Below are 17,271 nucleotides of genomic sequence, written 5' to 3' on the forward strand. Positions count from 1 at the left end.
CCCTACGCTGGGCGGGGAGGAGGTGGTGCACGTGGCGGTGTGGCTCCTGGACCAGGACGACCAGGTCCACGTGGCCCTCGCGGAGATCGAGCTGTGCTGCGAGCTGATGATCGCGGCGTCGGCGACGACCGAGGAACGGCTGAGTTACGAGCGCATCGACGAGGTGCTGAACGTGGGCCCCCGCGTGCCCGCGCAGGCGACCCGGCGGTCGGCAGGGGCCGGCCGCTAGCTCCGGAGCAGCCGGGCTATGGCCGCGGTCGCCTCGGCCACCTTGTCGTCGGCCTCGGGTCCGCCCTTCGCCGCGGCGTCCGCGACGCAGTGCCGCAGGTGCTCCTCCAGCAGCTGGAGGGCGAAGGACTGCAGAGCCTTCGTACCGGCCGACACCTGGGTGAGGATGTCGATGCAGTACACGTCCTGCTCGACCATCCGCTGCAGACCGCGGATCTGCCCCTCGATGCGGCGCAGCCGCTTGAGGTGCTGGTCCTTCTGCTTGGCGTAGCCGTGCTGGTGCGCCTCGTGCCCGTGCTCCGGGGTGTCCCCGGCGGTGTCGGCGTGCCCGGCGTCGTCCGCCGGCGAGTGCACCTGCTCCTCGGCACCGCCGGTCTCGGTGACCGTCATGATGTCCCTCCTGCCCCCTATACCCCGGCCGGGTATATCGTACCGAATTCGCCCCAATGTGCGAGGGTGCGCGGAGAACCCCTGCTGGGGCGCACCCTCGCCGATGAGCGACACTGTAGGACGCCGGTTAGCTGTGGCCGGATGATGCGCCTAGCATCAATGCGACCGAAACCGATGTATTCCGAGGACTTCACGTGCGCTTTCGTCTGACCCCCAGGGAGACGAGCTTCTACGACATGTTCGCCGCATCCGCGGACAACATCGTCACAGGGTCGAAGCTCCTCATGGAACTGCTCGGGGCCGATTCGGCCACCCGCTCGGAGATCGCCGAAAGGATGCGCGCCGCGGAGCACGCGGGCGACGACGCGACGCACGCCATCTTCCACCAGCTGAACTCCTCCTTCATCACGCCCTTCGACCGTGAGGACATCTACTCCCTGGCGTCGTCCCTCGACGACATCATGGACTTCATGGAGGAGGCCGTCGACCTGGTCGTGCTGTACCAGGTCGAGGAACTGCCCCGCGGGGTCGAGCAGCAGATCGAGGTGCTGGCCCGGGCGGCCGAGCTGACCGCCGAGGCGATGCCGCACCTGCGCACCATGGACAACCTCACCGAGTACTGGATCGAGGTCAACCGGCTGGAGAACCAGGCGGACCAGATCCACCGCAAGCTGCTGGCCCACCTCTTCAACGGCAAGTACGACGCCATCGAGGTGCTCAAGCTGAAGCAGATCGTGGACGTCCTGGAGGAGGCGGCGGACGCCTTCGAGCACGTGGCCAACACCGTGGAGACCATCGCGGTCAAGGAGTCCTGACCCAGGTGGAGACCTTCTCTCTGGTCGTGACCATCGGCGTCGCGCTCTTCTTCACGTACACCAACGGCTTCCACGACTCCGCGAACGCCATCGCCACCTCCGTGTCCACCCGGGCGCTGACCCCGCGGGCCGCGCTGGCGATGGCCGCGGTGATGAACCTCGCCGGTGCCTTCCTCGGGACCGGCATCGCGCACACCGTCAGCGAGGGCCTGATCGAGACGCCGCACGGGCAGACCGGCATGGCGATCCTCTTCGCGGGGCTGGTCGGGGCGATCGTCTGGAACCTGATCACCTGGTACTACGGTCTGCCCTCCTCCAGCAGCCACGCGCTGTTCGGCGGTCTGGTGGGGGCGGCGATGGCCGGCGGCACCGGGGTCATCTGGTCGGGGGTCGTGGACAAGATCATCCTGCCGATGTTCCTGTCGCCGATCGTCGGCCTGGTCGTCGGCTACCTGGTGATGCTGGCCATCCTGTGGATCTTCCGCAAGGCCAACCCCCACAAGGCCAAGCGCGGCTTCCGCATCGCGCAGACCGTCTCGGCGGCGGGCATGGCGCTCGGCCACGGCCTGCAGGACGCGCAGAAGACGATGGGTGTCGTGGTGCTCGCGCTGACCATCGCCGACGTCCAGGAGGAGGGCGACGGCATCCCGCTGTGGGTGAAGTTCGCCTGTGCGGCGATGCTCTCCCTCGGCACGTACGCGGGCGGCTGGCGCATCATGCGCACCCTCGGCCGCAAGATCATCGAGCTGGACCCGCCGCAGGGCTTCGCCGCGGAGACCACGGCGGCGTCGATCCTCTACACGACCGCCTACATCTTCAAGGCGCCGATCTCCACGACCCACATCATCACCTCGGCGATCATGGGCGTGGGTGCGACGAAGCGGGTCAACGCGGTCCGCTGGGGCGTCGCCAAGAACATCGTGACCGGCTGGTTCATCACGATGCCGGCGGCGGCGCTGGTGGCCGCGCTGGTCTACGCCGTGGTGCACGTGGCCTTCGGCTGAGCCGGGTACGGCCCGCGGGCGGGAGCGACACGAGGAGGCGGCGGCCGGACACCGGCCGTCGCCTCCCGCCTTTTCCCGGCGGCGTCCGCCACCCGTACCGGGCCTCCGCCGCCTTCCGGCCGCCCCCGGCCCGTACGGGCGACCCGTACCGCGGCCGCGACGCAAATGGGCCCGCCCCCCGTACGGGGGGCGGGCCTTCGCCTTGCGGTGGCACCGCCATGCAGCACCGCAGGACGGCTGTGGCCGGCTGCCGGGGACGATCAGCCGAAGCGGCCGGAGATGTAGTCCTCGGTCGCCTGCACGGACGGGTTGGAGAAGATCCGCTCCGTGTCGTCGATCTCGATGAGCTTGCCGGGCTGGCCGACCGCCGAGAGGTTGAAGAAGGCGGTGCGGTCGGAGACGCGCGCGGCCTGCTGCATGTTGTGGGTCACGATGACGATGGTGAAGCGCTCCTTGAGCTCACCGATCAGGTCCTCGATGGCGAGGGTGGAGATCGGGTCGAGCGCGGAGCAGGGCTCGTCCATCAGCAGGACCTGGGGCTCGACCGCGATGGCGCGGGCGATGCACAGACGCTGCTGCTGACCGCCGGACAGGCCCGAGCCGGGCTTGTTGAGGCGGTCCTTGACCTCGTTCCAGAGGTTGGCGCCGCGCAGCGACTTCTCGACGATCGTGTCGAGGTCGCTCTTCTTCTTGACGCCGTTCAGCTTCAGGCCGGCCGCGACGTTGTCGTAGACCGACATGGTCGGGAACGGGTTGGGGCGCTGGAAGACCATGCCGACCGTGCGGCGCACGGACACCGGGTCCACGCCGGGGCCGTAGAGGTTCTCGTCGTCCAGGAGCACCTTGCCCTCGACGCGCCCGCCCGGGGTCACCTCGTGCATCCGGTTGAGGGTGCGCAGGAAGGTGGACTTGCCGCAGCCGGACGGGCCGATGAAGGCCGTCACCGTGCGCGGCTCGATGTTCATCGAGATGTCGTCGATCGCCTTGAAGCCGCCGTAGTAGGCGGAGAGTCCGCTGACGTCGATTCGCTTGGCCATGGTGGTGTTGCTCGCAATCCTTGGGTCGCTGATGTTGGCCGCGTCAGCGACCGGTCTTCGGGGCCTTCCAGCGCGCGATGCCGCGCGCCAGGAGGTTGAGGATCATGACGAAGGCGATCAGCACGAGTGCCGCCGCCCACGCCCGGTCGTAGCTCGCGTCGTTGCCGTTCTGGTACTGCTGGTAGATGTAGAACGGCAGCGAGGCCTGAGGGCCGTTGAACGGGTCGTTGTTGATCAGGTTGTTGCCGAAGACCAACAGCGCGATGGGGGCGCTCTCGCCGGCGATGCGCGCGACCGCGAGCATGACGCCCGTGGTGATGCCGCCGATCGCGGTCGGGATGACCACCTTCACGATGGTGCGCCACTTGGGCACACCGAGCGCCAGCGAGGCCTCGCGCAGCTCGTTCGGGACGAGCTTGAGCATCTCCTCGGTGGAGCGGACGACGACCGGCATCATCAGGATGGCCAGCGCCATGGCGCCGGCGAAGCCCGAGGGGCCGAAGCCCAGCAGCAGGTTCCAGGTCGACAGGATGAACAGACCGGCGACGATCGACGGGATGCCCGTCATGACGTCGACGAAGAAGGTCACCGCCTGGGCGAGGCCGCCCTTGCCGTACTCGACCAGGTAGACGGCGGTCAGCATGCCGATCGGGGCCGCGATGGCGGTGGCGATGCCGACCTGCTCCAGGGTGCCGATGATGGCGTGGTAGACGCCGCCGCCCTCGCCGATGGTCAGCACGCCGTTCATGGAGTGCGAGAGGAAGGCGCCGTCGAGGATCTTGACGCCCTTGCTGACCGTGGTCTGGATCAGCGAGTACAGCGGGAGGGCGGCGAGGACGAAGGAGGCCCAGACCACGCTGGTGGCGACCCGGTCCTTGGCCTGGCGGCGGCCCTCGACCGCGGTGGCGATCGCGTAGGTGCCGAGGACGAACAGCAGGACGGCGATCAGACCCCACTGCAGCTTGCTGTCCAGGCCGGCGCCGAGGCCGATGCCGACGGCGAGCACGATCGCGCCGGCCGCGATGCCCGCGGGGGCCCACTTCGGGAGCCGGCGCTGGGCCAGGGGGCGCTGCGGCACCGCCGGGGCGGAGCGCTTGTCTGCGACTGCGTGGCTCATGCGTTGGCCCCCGAGTATTCCTTGCGCTTGGCGATGATCGCGCGGGCGGCGCCGTTGACGAGCAGCGTGATCACGAAGAGCACCAGACCGGAGGCGATCAGCGCGTCACGGCCGAACTCGTTGGCCTCGCCGAACTTCGCGACGATGTTCTGGGAGAAGGTGCCGCCGACCGGGTCCAGGACGTGCACCGACAGGATCGGCGAGGCGGACAGCACCGTGGCGACGGCCATCGTCTCGCCGAGCGCGCGGCCGAGGCCGAGCATCGAGGCGCTGATGATGCCGGACCGGGCGAAGGGGAGCACCGACATGCGGACGGTCTCCCAGCGGGTCGCGCCGAGGGCCAGCGCGGCCTCCTCGTGCATCCGCGGCACCTGCCGGAAGACCTCGCGGCTGACGTTGGTGATGATCGGGAGGATCATGATCGCCAGCAGGATGCCGACGGTGAAGATCGAGCGGGCGGCGCCCTGCGGGTCTTCCTTCTCGAAGACGACGGTCCAGCCGAGGTACTCGTCCAGCCACATGTTGAGGCCGGTCAGGTGCGGGACCAGGAAGAGCGCGCCCCACAGGCCGTAGATGATGCTGGGCACGGCGGCGAGCAGGTCGACGATGTACGACAGCGGGGAGGCGACGCGGCGCGGCGCGTAGTGCGAGATGAACAGCGCGATGCCGACGGCGATCGGGACCGCGATGACCATCGCGATGATCGAGCTGACGATCGTGCCGTAGGCCAGCACCGCGATGCCGAAGACCGGCGGGTTGGCGTTGGCGTTCCACTCGAAGGTGGTCAGGAAGTTGCCGTGGTCCTTGGAGATCGCGTTGATCGCGCGGATCGTCAGGAAGACCGCGATCGACGCCATGATCAGCAGCAGCAGGATGCCGGAACCACGGGAGAGGCCCGAGAAGATCTTGTCACCGGGGCGCGTGACATTGGCCCCGGATTGCCGCGCGGTCGTTGGCGGGGTGGGGTTCTGTGCGGTTATAGCCATCGGTTTCTACTCCGGTCTGGGTGGGGGATCGCTCCCCCGGCGGCGGTGCACCGGAAGTGCGACCGGCCCCGCGACGGTGCGTCGCGGGGCCGGTCGACTGGGTCAGGACAGGGCGTCCACGGTGGAGCGGACCTTCGTGGCGATCTCGGCCGGGAGCGGCGCGTAGCCGGCCTCGGACAGGATGGCCTGGCCCTCCTCGGAGGCGGTGTAGCCCAGGAAGGACTTCACCAGCGGCAGGGTCTCGGCCTTGTTGCCCTTGTCGCAGGCGATCTCGTAGGTCACCAGGACGATCGGGTAGGCGTTGTCGGCCTTGGTGGTGTAGGCGGCGGACATGTCCAGGGACAGGTCGGCACCGGTGCCCACGACCTTCGCCTGCGCGATGCCGGCGGAGGCGTTGTCGGCGGTGGCCTCGACCGGGGCGGAGGCGCCGGTGTCGATCTTCACCGTGTTGATGCTGTTGGCGGTCGCGTAGGAGAGCTCGAAGTAACCGATCGAGCCGTCGACCTGCTTGACCTGGGCCGCGACACCGGCGGACTTGGCGGCGGACTGGCCGCCCTTGCCGGCCCACGCCTTGGCGTGCTCGTACGGCCACGCGTCCTTGGCGGCACCGTTGAAGTACTTGGTGAGGTTGTCCGTGGTGCCGGACTCGTCCTGACGGTGGAACGTCTGGATCTTGCTGCTGGGGAGCTTGGCGTCCGGGTTCAGCGCCTTGATCGCCTTGTCGTCCCAGGTGGTGATCTTCGAGTCGAAGATCTTGGCCAGGGTCGGGGCGTCCAGGACCAGGCTGTCCACGCCGGAGAGGTGGAAGCCGATGGCGATCGGGCCGCCGACCATCGGGATGCTGATGCCGGTGCCGGTGTTGCAGATCTTCTTGGACGCCTCGACCTCTTCGGGCTTCAGCGGCGAGTCGGAGCCGGCGAAGCCGTCCGTGCCGTTGTTGAAGTCGATGATGCCCTCGCCCGAGGACGACGCCTTGTAGTTGATCTGGGCGCCGGTGCAGGCCTGCTGGTAGTTCTTGACCCAGGCGTCCATGGCGTTCTGCTGCGCCGAGGAGCCGGAAGCGAGGAGCTGGCCGCCCTTGTCCGCGCACTTGATGCTGCTGGACGAGGTGGAGGGCGCCTTGCTGCTGTCGCCGCCCGCGTTCGTGTTGTCGTCCGAACCGCACGCAGTGAGCATGAGAGCACCGGAGACCGCGACCGCGCCGACGGCCAGGGCACGGAGCCCGCTCTTACGCTGAAGCTTCACCTTTGGTGATTCCTTCCTGAAGCCCGCCGGTGGACGGCGAAGCAGAGGTATGGATTTCTGCATCCACCCGGCGGCTGCTCGCTCACCGGTAAGGCCGAAATTAGGCAGATCAGGTGAAGTGGTCGACGGCCGAGGGTGAACGCAAGGTGAACCTCGCATATCAGTGCGGTGCTGTAGCCCACACCGAGTGGCGTACGTCTCAGCGTGCCACCCTCACACGGCCGTTCCCCGGAGGAACGCGTCGAGCACGACACGGTCCCGCTCGTGGGTGAGACGGTTGCGCGAGGCGGTCGGCGGCAGCCAGATCATGCGGTCGACCTCGCGGTTGGGGGCGAAGCAGCCCTCGCGTGCTTCGGCGGCCCAGTAGCGCACGATCTTCGTGCGCCCCTCCACCAGGTACGTGGAGGAGGGCAGCACCCGGCCGGGCACGCAGTCCAGGCCGGTCTCCTCCTTGACCTCGCGGAGCGCGCCGTCCAGCGCCGTCTCCCCGCGCTTCAACTTGCCCTTGGGGAGCGACCAGTCGTCGTACTTGGGGCGGTGGATCAGCGCGATCTCCAGGCCGCCGTCGAGCGGGGAACGGCGCCACAGCACCGCCCCGGCGGCGAGGATCGGGGTGTCCGCGGTGCCGGTGGAGGCGATGGCGGTGCTCCTTTCCGGGCCGCGGGTCACGGATCGGGCCGCTACCGCGGACGGGCCGGACGTGCCGGAGGGATCAGCGCGTCCACAGGTGGGCGAAGGCGTACCGGGCCGCCTCCACCTCCAGGCGCTGGTCTGCGTGGAGCACGCCCAGCGCGTAGGCGGTGGCGGGGGCGATCCGCGGGGTACGGGCGGCGGCGGTGACGGCGGCAGCCGCCTCCGCGGCCTCCCGGTGCTGCTCCAGCACCCGCGCCGCGGCGGCCAGCCGGGCGGCTGACTCCCCGTCGTCGTACGCGAGGAGCTCCTGGGCGTAGCGGCGCAGCCGCAGCAGGACGCGGACCCGGTTCCACGCGGCGTCCAGCCGCTCGGCGGGCAGTTCGCCGGCGAGCGCGGCATGGAGCGTCTCGCCGTTGTACGGGTGCCGTGCGCGCGTCAGCGGGAGCGCGGACACGGCGTCGGTGAGCCGGGTGTGGGCCTGTTCCGTCAGCAGCGGCAGCACGGTGGCCGCGGGCTTGCGCGCGGCCGGCGAGAGCGGGACCTCGGAGGCGAGCACGGCCACCGCGTCCACCACCGCGTGGAAGCGCGAGGAGCCCATGGCCTGCAGGGCGGCGGAGTGCGCCCGGGTCCGGGCGAGGGTGAGCTGACGCTCCAGCAGGGCACCGGCCCGGGCGGCGCCCACGGCGAGCGGGCCGCTCCCGGCGCCACCGCGTTCGCCGGCCTGCGGCGGGGCGGGGGAACGACGGGCCCCCGCGGCGTGCGCCGCCGCGGTCACCGGTTCCGGGAGCTCGGCGGGGGCCTCCGCCGCGGCGGGGTCGGGCGTGGTGGGCACCGCCAGCCACAGGCCGAGGTCGTCGTCGGCCGGGGCGGGAGCCGCGGGGATGCCACCGGTGTCCTCGGCGGAGGCCAGCCGCTGGAGTGCGCCGATCAGCCGGCCGAGCCGGGCCGCATAGCGGTGCTCGCGGCCGAGGGTGTCGGTGAGCCAGCCGAGCTCGCCCCGCAGGGGGTCGGCCCAGCCGGGGTCGGTGAGCGACCCGAAGGTGTGCAGGGTGCCGGCGATGCGGCGGGCCGAGCGGCGCATCTGGCGGCCGCTCTCGGCGGTGTCGTCCTGGGGCCGGCCGGGTTCGCCCTCGCGTGGTGCCAGCGCGCGCAGAAAGGCCGTCGCCTCTTCCCGCAGGTACTGTCCGAGGACCGCACCGGCCTCACGGTCGGGGAGCCCGCCGGCCGTCAGGCCGGCGGGCGCTGCCGTGTCAGGGTGTCGCTGGGCCACGCCGGCGCCTCCGCGCATCGATGAGCATCTCCTGGATGTGGGGCAGCGGACGCCCTTCGGCGTCGGTGCTGTGCCGGGTCCAGTCCCCGTCCGGACCGAGCCACCAGGACGAGGTGGAGTCCGAGGTTCCGGTCTCCAGAAAGCGGTTCAGGGAGGCCCGGTGCGCGGGGTCGGAGACCCGGACCAGTGCCTCGATCCGCCGGTCGAGGTTGCGGTGCATCATGTCGGCGCTGCCGAGCCACACCTCGGGGTCGCCTCCGTTGCCGAAGACGAAGACCCGGGAGTGCTCCAGGAAGCGGCCGAGCACGCTGCGCACCCGGATGTTCTCCGACAGGCCCGGCACGCCCGGGCGCAGCGCGCAGATGCCGCGCACCCAGACGTCGACGGGCACGCCGGCCATGGAGGCCCGGTACAACGCGTCGATGATCGCCTCGTCGACCATCGAGTTGGCCTTCATCCGGATGTACGCGGGCCTGCCCTCGCGGTGGTGGGCGATCTCCGCGAGGATCCGCGAGACCAGCCCGTCGCGCAGGCTGCGCGGGGCCACCAGCAGCCGGTTGTACGTCTCGCGGCGCGAGTAGCCGGAGAGCCGGTTGAACAGGTGGGACAGGTCCGCGCCCACCTGCGGGTCGGCGGTCAGCAGCCCGAGGTCCTCGTAGAGCCGGGCGGTCTTCGGGTGGTAGTTGCCGGTGCCGACGTGGCTGTAGCGGCGCAGGGTGTCGCCCTCCTGGCGGACCACCAGCGACAGTTTGCAGTGCGTCTTCAGCCCGACCAGGCCGTAGACGACGTGGCAGCCCGCCTCCTCCAGCTTGCGGGCCCACTTGATGTTGGCCTGCTCGTCGAAGCGCGCCTTGATCTCGACCAGCACCAGCACCTGCTTGCCGGCCTCGGCGGCGTCGATCAGGGCGTCCACGATCGGCGAGTCGCCGGAGGTGCGGTACAGGGTCTGCTTGATGGCCAGGACGTCCGGGTCCTGCGCGGCCTGCTCCAGGAACCGCTGCACGGAGGTGGAGAAGGAGTTGTACGGGTGGTGCAGCAGCACGTCGCGCTCGCGCAGCGCCGCGAAGACGTCGGTGGCGTGCGCCGACTCGACCTCCGCCAGGTCCGGGTGGGTGCCGCCGACGAACTTCGGGTACTTCAGCTCCGGACGGTCCTGCCCGGCGATCGCGAACAGCCCGGTCAGGTCCAGCGGCCCGGGCAGCGGGTAGACTTCGGCGTCCTCTATGTTCAGCTCCTGGACCAGGGTGTCCAGGGCCTGCGGGGAGATCGACTCCTCGACCTCGAGGCGGACCGGGGGACCGAAGCGGCGCCGCAGCAGCTCCTTCTCCAGGGCCTGGAGAAGGTTCTCCGCGTCGTCCTCCTCGACCTCCAGGTCCTCGTTCCGGGTCACCCGGAACATGTGGCTGTCCAGCACCTCCATGCCGGGGAAGAGCTCCTCCAGGTGCGCGGCGATGACGTCCTCCAGCGGGACGAAGCGCTGCGGGCCGGCCTCGAGGAAGCGGGACAGGATCGGCGGGACCTTCACGCGGGCGAAGTGGTCGTGCCCGGAGACCGGGTTGCGCACGGTGACGGCCAGGTTCAGGGACAGGCCGGAGATGTACGGGAACGGGTGCGCCGGGTCGACGGCCAGCGGGGTCAGGACCGGGAAGATCTTGTTCCGGAAGAGCGTGAAGAGCCGGGCCTGCTCCTTCTCGGTGAGGTCGCTCCACCGGATGATGTGGATGTCCTCCTCGCTGAGCGCCGGGGCCACGTCGTTCTGGAAGCAGGCGGCGTGCCGGGCCATGAGCTCGCGGGCCCGGCTGAGGATGTTCTCCAGCACCTTGGTGGGCGGCAGGCCGGAGGCCGAGCGCTGGGCGACGCCGGTGGTGATGCGGCGCTTCAGGCCCGCGACGCGGACCATGAAGAACTCGTCCAGGTTGCTGGCGAAGATCGCGAGGAAGTTGGCCCGTTCGAGGAGCGGGGTGGCCGGGTCCTCGGCGAGCTCCAGCACGCGCTCGTTGAAGGCCAGCCAGCTCTGCTCGCGGTCCAGGAAACGGTTGAGCGGGAGCTCGTCGGCCGTCTCCCCGTCCTCCGGGGCGTCGGCCGGGCGGGCCTCGCCCGTCTGCTCCGCGGGACGCGGCACCGTCGAGAGGCCGTCGAGGCGCTTCAGTTCGGGATGCAGGGGCGGGACGACGTGCGGGCGCCCGTAGGCCGGTGACTGCTCCGCCGGGGTCTGCGACTCGGACTCGGCAGTGGCGCCGGAGCCCGACCGCTCGGTCCGGGCGTTCGTCGGGAAATTCATCGAGGCCATGGGTGCGAGCCCTCCTCCGGATCCGGCACGTCGTTCACGTGGACGGCGGCGCACGGAACCCGGCCACCGACCATGCCTCCATTGTCCCCGGCGCGCCGGGATACCGGCAGGTCGACAGGGGGGAGGTGGGTGGCGGCGGGCTTCTGCATTCACAGATGCTCGCAAGCGAGTTTGAATCGCCGGTAACGGGCAGGTGGCGGTCAGGAAATCGCCGTACGTACCGGCCGTGACCGGACGGTCACCCGGGCGGCCCCGTCGGGTGCCGGACCGCCCGTCCGCGGGAGGCTCAGGTCTCCGTCCGGTACATCAGGTCGACCTCGTGCGTGGTGAAGCCGAGGCGCTCGTAGACGGCGAGGGCGGGGGCGTTGTCCGCGTCGACGTAGAGCATCGCGGTGGGCAGGCCGCGGTCGTGCGCCAGGTACCGCAGTCCGATCAGGGTGAGGGCCCGGCCGAGGCCGCCGCCCTGCTGTTCGGGGTGGATGCCGAGTACGTAGACCTCGCCCAGGCCCTCGCGCGCGTGCACCTTCGTCCAGTGGAAGCCGGCCAGCCGGTCGCCGCGGAAGGCGAGGAAGAACCCGGCCGGGTCGAACCAGGGCTCGGCCTTGCGGTCGTCCAGGTCGCGCTGGGTGAGGCTGCCCTGCTCAGGGTGGTGCGCGAAGGCGGCGGCGTTGACCGCCAGCCAGGCGGCGTCGTCCTGACCGGGGACGAAGGTGCGCACGGTGACGCCGGAGGGAAGCACCGGCTCGCCCAGCGGGGGCGCGCCGGCGCCCTCCTCCAGCGGGCGGCGCAGCTGCCGCAGCTCACGGAAGAGGGCGAGGCCGAGCAGCCCGGCCAGGTGGCGGGCGGCGGGGTGGCCGCCGTGCGCCCACACCCGCAGCCGCTTGCCGGAGGCGGCGAGCAGGGCGTGGCCGAGGGCCCGCCCGTGGCCCTGTGCCCGGTGCGCGGGGTGGATGACCATTTCGGCGGCGGGGGCCTCGACCGGGTCGGTGTCCTCCAGTTGGGCGTACCCGACGAGCACGCCGTCGCTCTCGACCAGCAGGTGGGTCACGCCCGCACGGGCACCGCCGCGCAGGTTAAGCCGGCCCTGCTCGGAGACCGCGGCCTGGCCGTCGACCTCGGCGGCCGCCCCGATCAGGGCGAGGACCGCGTCGGCCCGGCCGGGGCCCAGCTCGTCGAGGGTCTCGATCCTGCGGGGGCCCACGGCGGTCTGCTGTGCTGCTGCGTCGGTCATGGGACCGAGCTTACGACCGCTGGAGTGCCGGAGGTGTCCATCGGCACCAGTGCCGCCGCACCGCAGGCCACGACCGCCGCGGCGGCGAGGGCGGGCCAGTAGCCGGTGGCCGAGATGAGGGCGGCGCTCAGCGGCGGCACGACGGCGGCGGTCAGGTTCTGGCCGGTGTTGTGGACGCCGAGGGCACGGCCGGACCAGGAGGTGCCGGCACGTTCGGCCGTGGCGGTGAAGGACAGGCCGTTGGTGCTGGCGGTGATCCCGACGGACAGCACGAGGGCGGCCTCCGTCAGCGGTGAGGGGAAGGCCGCGGTCAGGGCCGCCGCCGCGACCACCACAGCGGTGGCGACGGCCAGTTGCCGCATCGGCCGCAGCCGGCTGCCGACCCGGTCCGACCAGCGCCCGGCGGCGATCCGGGAGCAGGCTCCCAGCACCTGCGCGAGGGCGATCAGCCGGCCGGCGCCGACCGCCGACCAGCCCCGGGTGTCCACCAGCAGCACCAGGGCGAAGGCCCCCGCCGTGAACTGCGGTACGACCAGCAGTGCGCCCGCGCCGTGGATCCGCCACAAGGCGGCCGAGCCCCGGTAGGGGTTGGCGGCCGGGGCCGCCCCGGGAGCGGCCGGCGGGCGTGCCGGGTCGGCGGCGAACAGTGCGACCAGGCAGGCCACGGCCCCGCACACCGCGGCCAGGAAACCGAAGGCGCCGCGCACGCCGTACGCGGCCGCGAGCGGGGGCATGGTCAGCGCGGCCACGCCCATGCCGAGCGGGGTGGCGGTCTGCCGGATGCCCATGGCCAGCCCGCGCTCCCCGGCGGAGAACCAGCCCATGACGAGGCGTCCGCTCGCGGAGTACACCGAGGCCCCCGCGGCTCCGGCCAGGGCGAGCAGCAGGCCCAGTGCCGTCGTGCCGCCGCCGGCGCCCATCGGGCCGGCGGCGACGGCGAGCAGCGCGGCCGCGCCGCCGAGCCCGGTGGCGATGACGACGCGTTCGCCGTACCGGTCCGCGGCGGCGCCCCAGGCGACGAGGGCGGCGACCAGCCCGGTGGTGGGGCAGGCGATGAGGAGGCCGATCTGCGGCAGGGTCAGGTGTGCCGTGTCCCGCAACGCGGCGGCCAGATAGGGGACTCCATAGACGAAGGCGCAGGCGGCGGTCTGCGCCCCGGTGCCCAGGGCGAGCATCAGCCAGCGGCGTCGCATGGCGCGCACCTCCTCGGTGGGTGGTGGCTCCAACTATGCCGCTTGTTTGAATGGCGAGACAGATCATTCCGTTCTGTGAGACGAAATGGGCGTGGAGCCGTCATGTACCGATCAGTCGAAACCTGCCCGTAACCGCAAAGCCACTGACAACTACGCGCGTTGACAATAGGCTGCGGCCGTCCTCCGCCTCTCATCCTTCGTCCACGTCCAAGGGGACCCATGTCAGTGACCCACCCGCGTAGCCGTGGCGCACGCCGCGTCGCCGCCGCGACCGCCGGTCTGGCCGCGGTCGGTGCGCTCGTCATAGCGAGCCCGACCGCCCAGGCCCACGACACCCACCACGGGGGTCACGGCCACGGCAGCCGTACCGTCGACCTCCAGCTGCTCGCCGTCAACGACTTCCACGGCAACCTGGAGCCCCCGGCCGGTTCCTCCGGCCGCGTCACCGAGCTCCAGGCGGACGGCACCACCAAGACGATCGACGCCGGCGGCGTCGAGTACCTGGCCTCCAGCCTGCGCACCGCCCGCCAGGGGCAGGCGCGTTCGCTCACCGTCGCCGCCGGCGACATCGTGGGCGCCAGCCCGCTGCTGTCCGGCCTGTTCCACGACGAGCCCACCGTCGAGGCCATGAACAAGCTGGGCCTGGACGTCACCGGCGTCGGCAACCACGAGTTCGACGAGGGCAAGGACGAGCTGCTCCGGCTGCAGAACGGCGGCTGCCACCCGGTCGAGGGCTGCTACGAGAAGGGCCGCAAGTTCAAGGGCGCGGACTACCCGATCCTCTCGGCGAACGTCGTCAACGAGAAGACCGGCCGCCCGCTGCTCAAGCCCTACACCATCGAGAACGTGAAGGGCGTCCGCGTCGGCTTCATCGGCGTCACACTCGAGGGCACTCCGAACATCGTCACCGCCGAGGGCGTCAAGGGCCTGAAGTTCCTCGACGAGGTCGAGACGATCAACAAGTACACCAAGGAGCTCAAGCGCCAGGGCGTCAACGCCGTCGTCGCGCTCGTGCACGAGGGCGGCTTCCCCGCCTCCTCCGCGTACAACTACGACTGCGACGCGGGCGGCTCGGGCACCGGCCTGTCCGGCCCGATCGTCGACATCGCCAAGAACACCTCGGCGGACGTCGACGCGCTGGTCACCGGCCACACCCACAACGCGTACGTGTGCACCATCCCCGACCCCAAGGGCAACGACCGCCTGGTCACCAGCGCGGCGTCCTTCGGCCGGCTCTTCACCGAGCTGGACATGAAGTACGACCTGCGCACGCACGACATCGTGCGCGCCTCGGTCCGGGGCTCCAACCACGTCGTGGACCGCACCCAGAACAAGGCCGCGGACATGACCTCGCTGATCGGCCGCTGGCAGACGCTCGCCGCCCCGGTCGCGGGCCGCACCGTCGGCTGGATCTCGCAGGACATCACCCGGGCCGGCAACGAGTCCGCCCTCGGCGACCTCATCGCCGACGCGCAGCTCGCCTACGCCAAGACCCTCGACCCCTCGGCTTCGATCGCGCTGATGAACCCGGGCGGCATCCGCACCGACCTGGTGCACAAGGCCTCCGGCAGCGAGGGCGACGGCGTCGTCACCTACGGCGAGGGCTTCGCGGTCCAGCCGTTCAGCAACACGGTCAACCTGCGGACGCTGACCGGAGCCCAGCTGGTCACCGCGCTCCAGCAGCAGGTCAGCGGCAGCAACGAGGCCGCCCCGAAGATCCTCCAGATCTCGGCCGGCCTGACCTACACGCTGGACCTCACCAAGTCCGGCGCCGCCCGCGTCGTGACCGACTCGATCCGCCTGAACGGCGCCCCGATCGACCCGGCCGCGAGCTACCGCGTCGCGATGAACTCCTTCCTCTCCGGCGGCGGTGACGGCTTCGGCGAGCTGGCCAAGGGCACCGGCGAGCTCGTCGGCGGCGACGACCTGGCCGCGCTCAACGCCTACCTGACCGCCAACTCCTCGGCCTCTGCGCCGCTGGCCGCCCCGGCGGCCGACCGCATCACGATCGTCCAGTAGTACGCGGCGGGAGCGGGCCGGTCCCGCGACCACGCACCGCACGGGGGCGGCCGTCGACACCGACGGCCGCCCCCGTCCTTCGTGCCGGGCCGCCCGCGACCCCGCCCTCGTGGCGCGGCTCCGCGCTGCTTACGCTGTGGACATGACGACTACGGGGCGACGGCGGTTCAGGTCCGGCACGGTGATCCTCGGCGGCATGGGTGTGCTCGCCGCCGCGCTGTCCGCGTGCGGCTCCGAACCCGACAAGCGCTGCGTGGACCCCGACACCTACCGCACGCTCCCGCGCGAGAAGTGCGACGACGGCAGCGGCCAGGGCCGTTACTACTACGGCGGCAGCGTCCGGGGCGGGAAGGCCAAGGGCGGCAGCTTCGACAAGTCGTCCGTGAAGACCGGGGGCTTCGGCGGCCACGGGTCGGGCCACGGGTCGGGCCACGGGTCCGGCGGCGGCTGATGCGCCGGCACGCCGTCGAGCCGCGCCCCGGCTGGCAGCGGACCGTGGAGGAGCAGGGCGTCGTCTACCCGCTGACCCGCTACCCCGACGGCTCCCTGCAGCCGTACTGGGACGAGAGCGGGTACTACGAGTTCTCGCTCCCGGAGGTCGAGGCCCTGGAGGGGACCGTCGAGGAGCTGCACGCGATGTGCCTCGCCGCCGCGGAGCACATCGTGGCCGAGGACCGCTTCGCCGAGCTCGGCGTCCACGACCCGCGGCTGGCCGCGCGGATCGCCGAATCCTGGCGGCGGCGTGCCGAACTCCCCTCCCTCTACGGCCGCTTCGACCTGCGCTACGACGGGACCGGCCCGGCGAAGCTGCTGGAGTACAACGCCGACACCCCCACCTCGCTGGTGGAGGCGGCAAGTGCCCAGTGGTTCTGGATGGAGGACCGCTTCCCCGGCGCCGACCAGTGGAACTCCCTCCATGAACGCCTCGTCGACGCGTGGCGCCGCCAGGCCCCGCTGCTGCCGCCCGGCCCGGTGCACTTCGCGCACACCGAGGCCGACGAGCTCGGCGAGGACCTGATGACGGTGGCCTACCTGAGGGAGACCGCCGAACAGGCCGGGCTCGAGACCCACGCCCTGTCCGTGGAGGCGATCGGCTGGGACGAACTGTCCGGCCGCTTCGTCGACGACCGGCTGCGCTTCATCCGCAGCTGCTTCAAGCTCTACCCCTGGGAATGGCTGGCCGCCGATCCCTTCGGCGGTCACGTCCTGGACACCCTCGACAACGGCGGCGGCACCGGCACCACCTGCTGGATCGAACCCGCCTGGAAGATGCTGCTCTCCAACAAGGCCCTCCTGGCGGTCCTGTGGGAGCTCCACCCGGGCCACCCCAACCTCCTCGCCGCCCACCTCGACGGTCCCCGCGAACTGGCCCGGACCACGGGCTGGGTCGCCAAGCCGCTGCTCGGCCGCGAGGGCGCCGGCGTCACCGTGCACCGCGCCGGCGAGTCCGCGCCGCCGCGCGCCGGCGAGCCGTGCTGCTACCAGGAACTGGCCCCGCTGCCCGAGTTCGACGGCAACCACGTGGTGCTCGGCGCGTGGGTCGTGGCGGACGAGCCGGCCGGGCTCGGCATCCGCGAGTCGGCGGGCCTGGTCACCGACACGTACGCGCGCTTCCTGCCGCACGTCATCCGCTGAGCCGCGCCGCCGGACGGCGCGAACGGCGGCTCAGGGTGACCCGGCGGCGGCAGCGCGTGCACTGAACGCGCTTACCCTTGCCGCGCGGGGGAGTTACCAGCGGAAACACTTTCCTCGACGGTAACTTGTGCTTCACCATGGGCAGCCCTGTCCCTCCAGACCCATCGATGTGTCCGGG

Annotated in this window: 16 protein-coding genes; 6 read left to right on the plus strand and 10 right to left on the minus strand. The window is 71.3% G+C overall.

The window, feature by feature from the left end:
* Positions 1–22: 22 nt before the first annotated feature.
* A complete protein-coding gene (locus ACFW3D_RS22565; RefSeq protein WP_500506335.1) occupies positions 23–229 on the plus strand; it encodes a hypothetical protein in 207 nt (68 codons plus the stop codon).
* Here the strand turns inward: ACFW3D_RS22565 and ACFW3D_RS22570 are convergent.
* The gene (locus tag ACFW3D_RS22570) at positions 226–618 is read right to left on the minus strand and encodes a metal-sensitive transcriptional regulator (RefSeq protein WP_500506337.1); all 393 of its coding nucleotides are present in this window, start codon (positions 616–618) and stop codon (positions 226–228) included. The two genes, ACFW3D_RS22565 and ACFW3D_RS22570, sit on opposite strands and share 4 nt — an antisense overlap.
* Before the next feature lie 194 nt (positions 619–812).
* Here ACFW3D_RS22570 and ACFW3D_RS22575 point away from each other — a divergent pair, with 194 nt between their 5' ends.
* The gene (locus ACFW3D_RS22575; RefSeq protein ID WP_026251102.1) at positions 813–1,433 is read left to right on the plus strand and encodes a DUF47 domain-containing protein; all 621 of its coding nucleotides are present in this window, start codon (positions 813–815) and stop codon (positions 1,431–1,433) included.
* Positions 1,434–1,438: 5 nt separating this feature from the next.
* Positions 1,439–2,437, plus strand: coding sequence for an inorganic phosphate transporter (locus ACFW3D_RS22580; RefSeq protein WP_500506339.1), 999 nt, complete (start codon positions 1,439–1,441; stop codon positions 2,435–2,437).
* A gap of 260 nt (positions 2,438–2,697) precedes the next feature.
* Here ACFW3D_RS22580 and pstB read toward each other — a convergent pair whose 3' ends face one another.
* The 9 genes from pstB to ACFW3D_RS22625 form a co-directional block, all read right to left on the minus strand.
* Positions 2,698–3,474, minus strand: a complete 777-nt coding sequence (pstB, locus tag ACFW3D_RS22585) for a phosphate ABC transporter ATP-binding protein PstB (protein WP_319139071.1) — start codon at positions 3,472–3,474, stop codon at positions 2,698–2,700.
* Positions 3,475–3,517: 43 nt separating this feature from the next.
* Positions 3,518–4,591, minus strand: a complete 1,074-nt coding sequence (pstA, locus tag ACFW3D_RS22590) for a phosphate ABC transporter permease PstA (protein ID WP_500506342.1) — start codon at positions 4,589–4,591, stop codon at positions 3,518–3,520.
* Positions 4,588–5,577: a phosphate ABC transporter permease subunit PstC gene (gene pstC, locus ACFW3D_RS22595; protein ID WP_500506344.1), complete on the minus strand. Its 990-nt coding sequence runs from the start codon at positions 5,575–5,577 to the stop codon at positions 4,588–4,590. Before pstC ends, pstA begins: the two co-directional genes overlap by 4 nt.
* A 102-nt stretch (positions 5,578–5,679) precedes the next feature.
* The gene (pstS, locus tag ACFW3D_RS22600; RefSeq protein WP_500506346.1) at positions 5,680–6,822 is read right to left on the minus strand and encodes a phosphate ABC transporter substrate-binding protein PstS; all 1,143 of its coding nucleotides are present in this window, start codon (positions 6,820–6,822) and stop codon (positions 5,680–5,682) included.
* Between the two features lie 213 nt (positions 6,823–7,035).
* Positions 7,036–7,491: an NUDIX hydrolase gene (locus ACFW3D_RS22605; protein ID WP_500506348.1), complete on the minus strand. Its 456-nt coding sequence runs from the start codon at positions 7,489–7,491 to the stop codon at positions 7,036–7,038.
* Between the two features lie 43 nt (positions 7,492–7,534).
* A complete protein-coding gene (locus ACFW3D_RS22610; RefSeq protein ID WP_500506350.1) occupies positions 7,535–8,743 on the minus strand; it encodes a CHAD domain-containing protein in 1,209 nt (402 codons plus the stop codon).
* On the minus strand, positions 8,706–11,015 hold the full coding sequence (locus tag ACFW3D_RS22615; protein ID WP_500506352.1) for an RNA degradosome polyphosphate kinase: 2,310 nt from the start codon (positions 11,013–11,015) through the stop codon (positions 8,706–8,708). The genes ACFW3D_RS22610 and ACFW3D_RS22615 overlap by 38 nt, the downstream gene beginning before the upstream one ends.
* Positions 11,016–11,301: 286 nt before the next feature.
* Complete coding sequence (gene mshD, locus ACFW3D_RS22620; protein ID WP_500506354.1) at positions 11,302–12,246, minus strand: mycothiol synthase; 945 nt, start codon at positions 12,244–12,246, stop codon at positions 11,302–11,304.
* On the minus strand, positions 12,243–13,439 hold the full coding sequence (locus ACFW3D_RS22625) for an MFS transporter (RefSeq protein WP_500506356.1): 1,197 nt from the start codon (positions 13,437–13,439) through the stop codon (positions 12,243–12,245). Before ACFW3D_RS22625 ends, mshD begins: the two co-directional genes overlap by 4 nt.
* Before the next feature lie 219 nt (positions 13,440–13,658).
* On the opposite strand from ACFW3D_RS22625, the gene ACFW3D_RS22630 reads away from it, so the two are divergent.
* From ACFW3D_RS22630 to ACFW3D_RS22640, 3 genes are all read left to right on the plus strand, one after another.
* Positions 13,659–15,458 carry a bifunctional metallophosphatase/5'-nucleotidase gene (locus ACFW3D_RS22630; protein WP_500506358.1) on the plus strand — a complete coding sequence of 600 codons (1,800 nt, stop codon included), beginning with the start codon at positions 13,659–13,661 and terminating at the stop codon, positions 15,456–15,458.
* A gap of 142 nt (positions 15,459–15,600) precedes the next feature.
* A complete protein-coding gene (locus ACFW3D_RS22635) occupies positions 15,601–15,909 on the plus strand; it encodes a hypothetical protein (protein WP_500506360.1) in 309 nt (102 codons plus the stop codon).
* Complete coding sequence (locus ACFW3D_RS22640) at positions 15,909–17,093, plus strand: glutathionylspermidine synthase family protein (RefSeq protein WP_500506362.1); 1,185 nt, start codon at positions 15,909–15,911, stop codon at positions 17,091–17,093. Before ACFW3D_RS22635 ends, ACFW3D_RS22640 begins: the two co-directional genes overlap by 1 nt.
* Positions 17,094–17,271 lie beyond the last annotated feature (178 nt).

It is taken from the genome of Streptomyces sp. NPDC058864, assembly GCF_042742985.1.
Classification (GTDB): Bacteria; Actinomycetota; Actinomycetes; order Streptomycetales; family Streptomycetaceae; genus Actinacidiphila.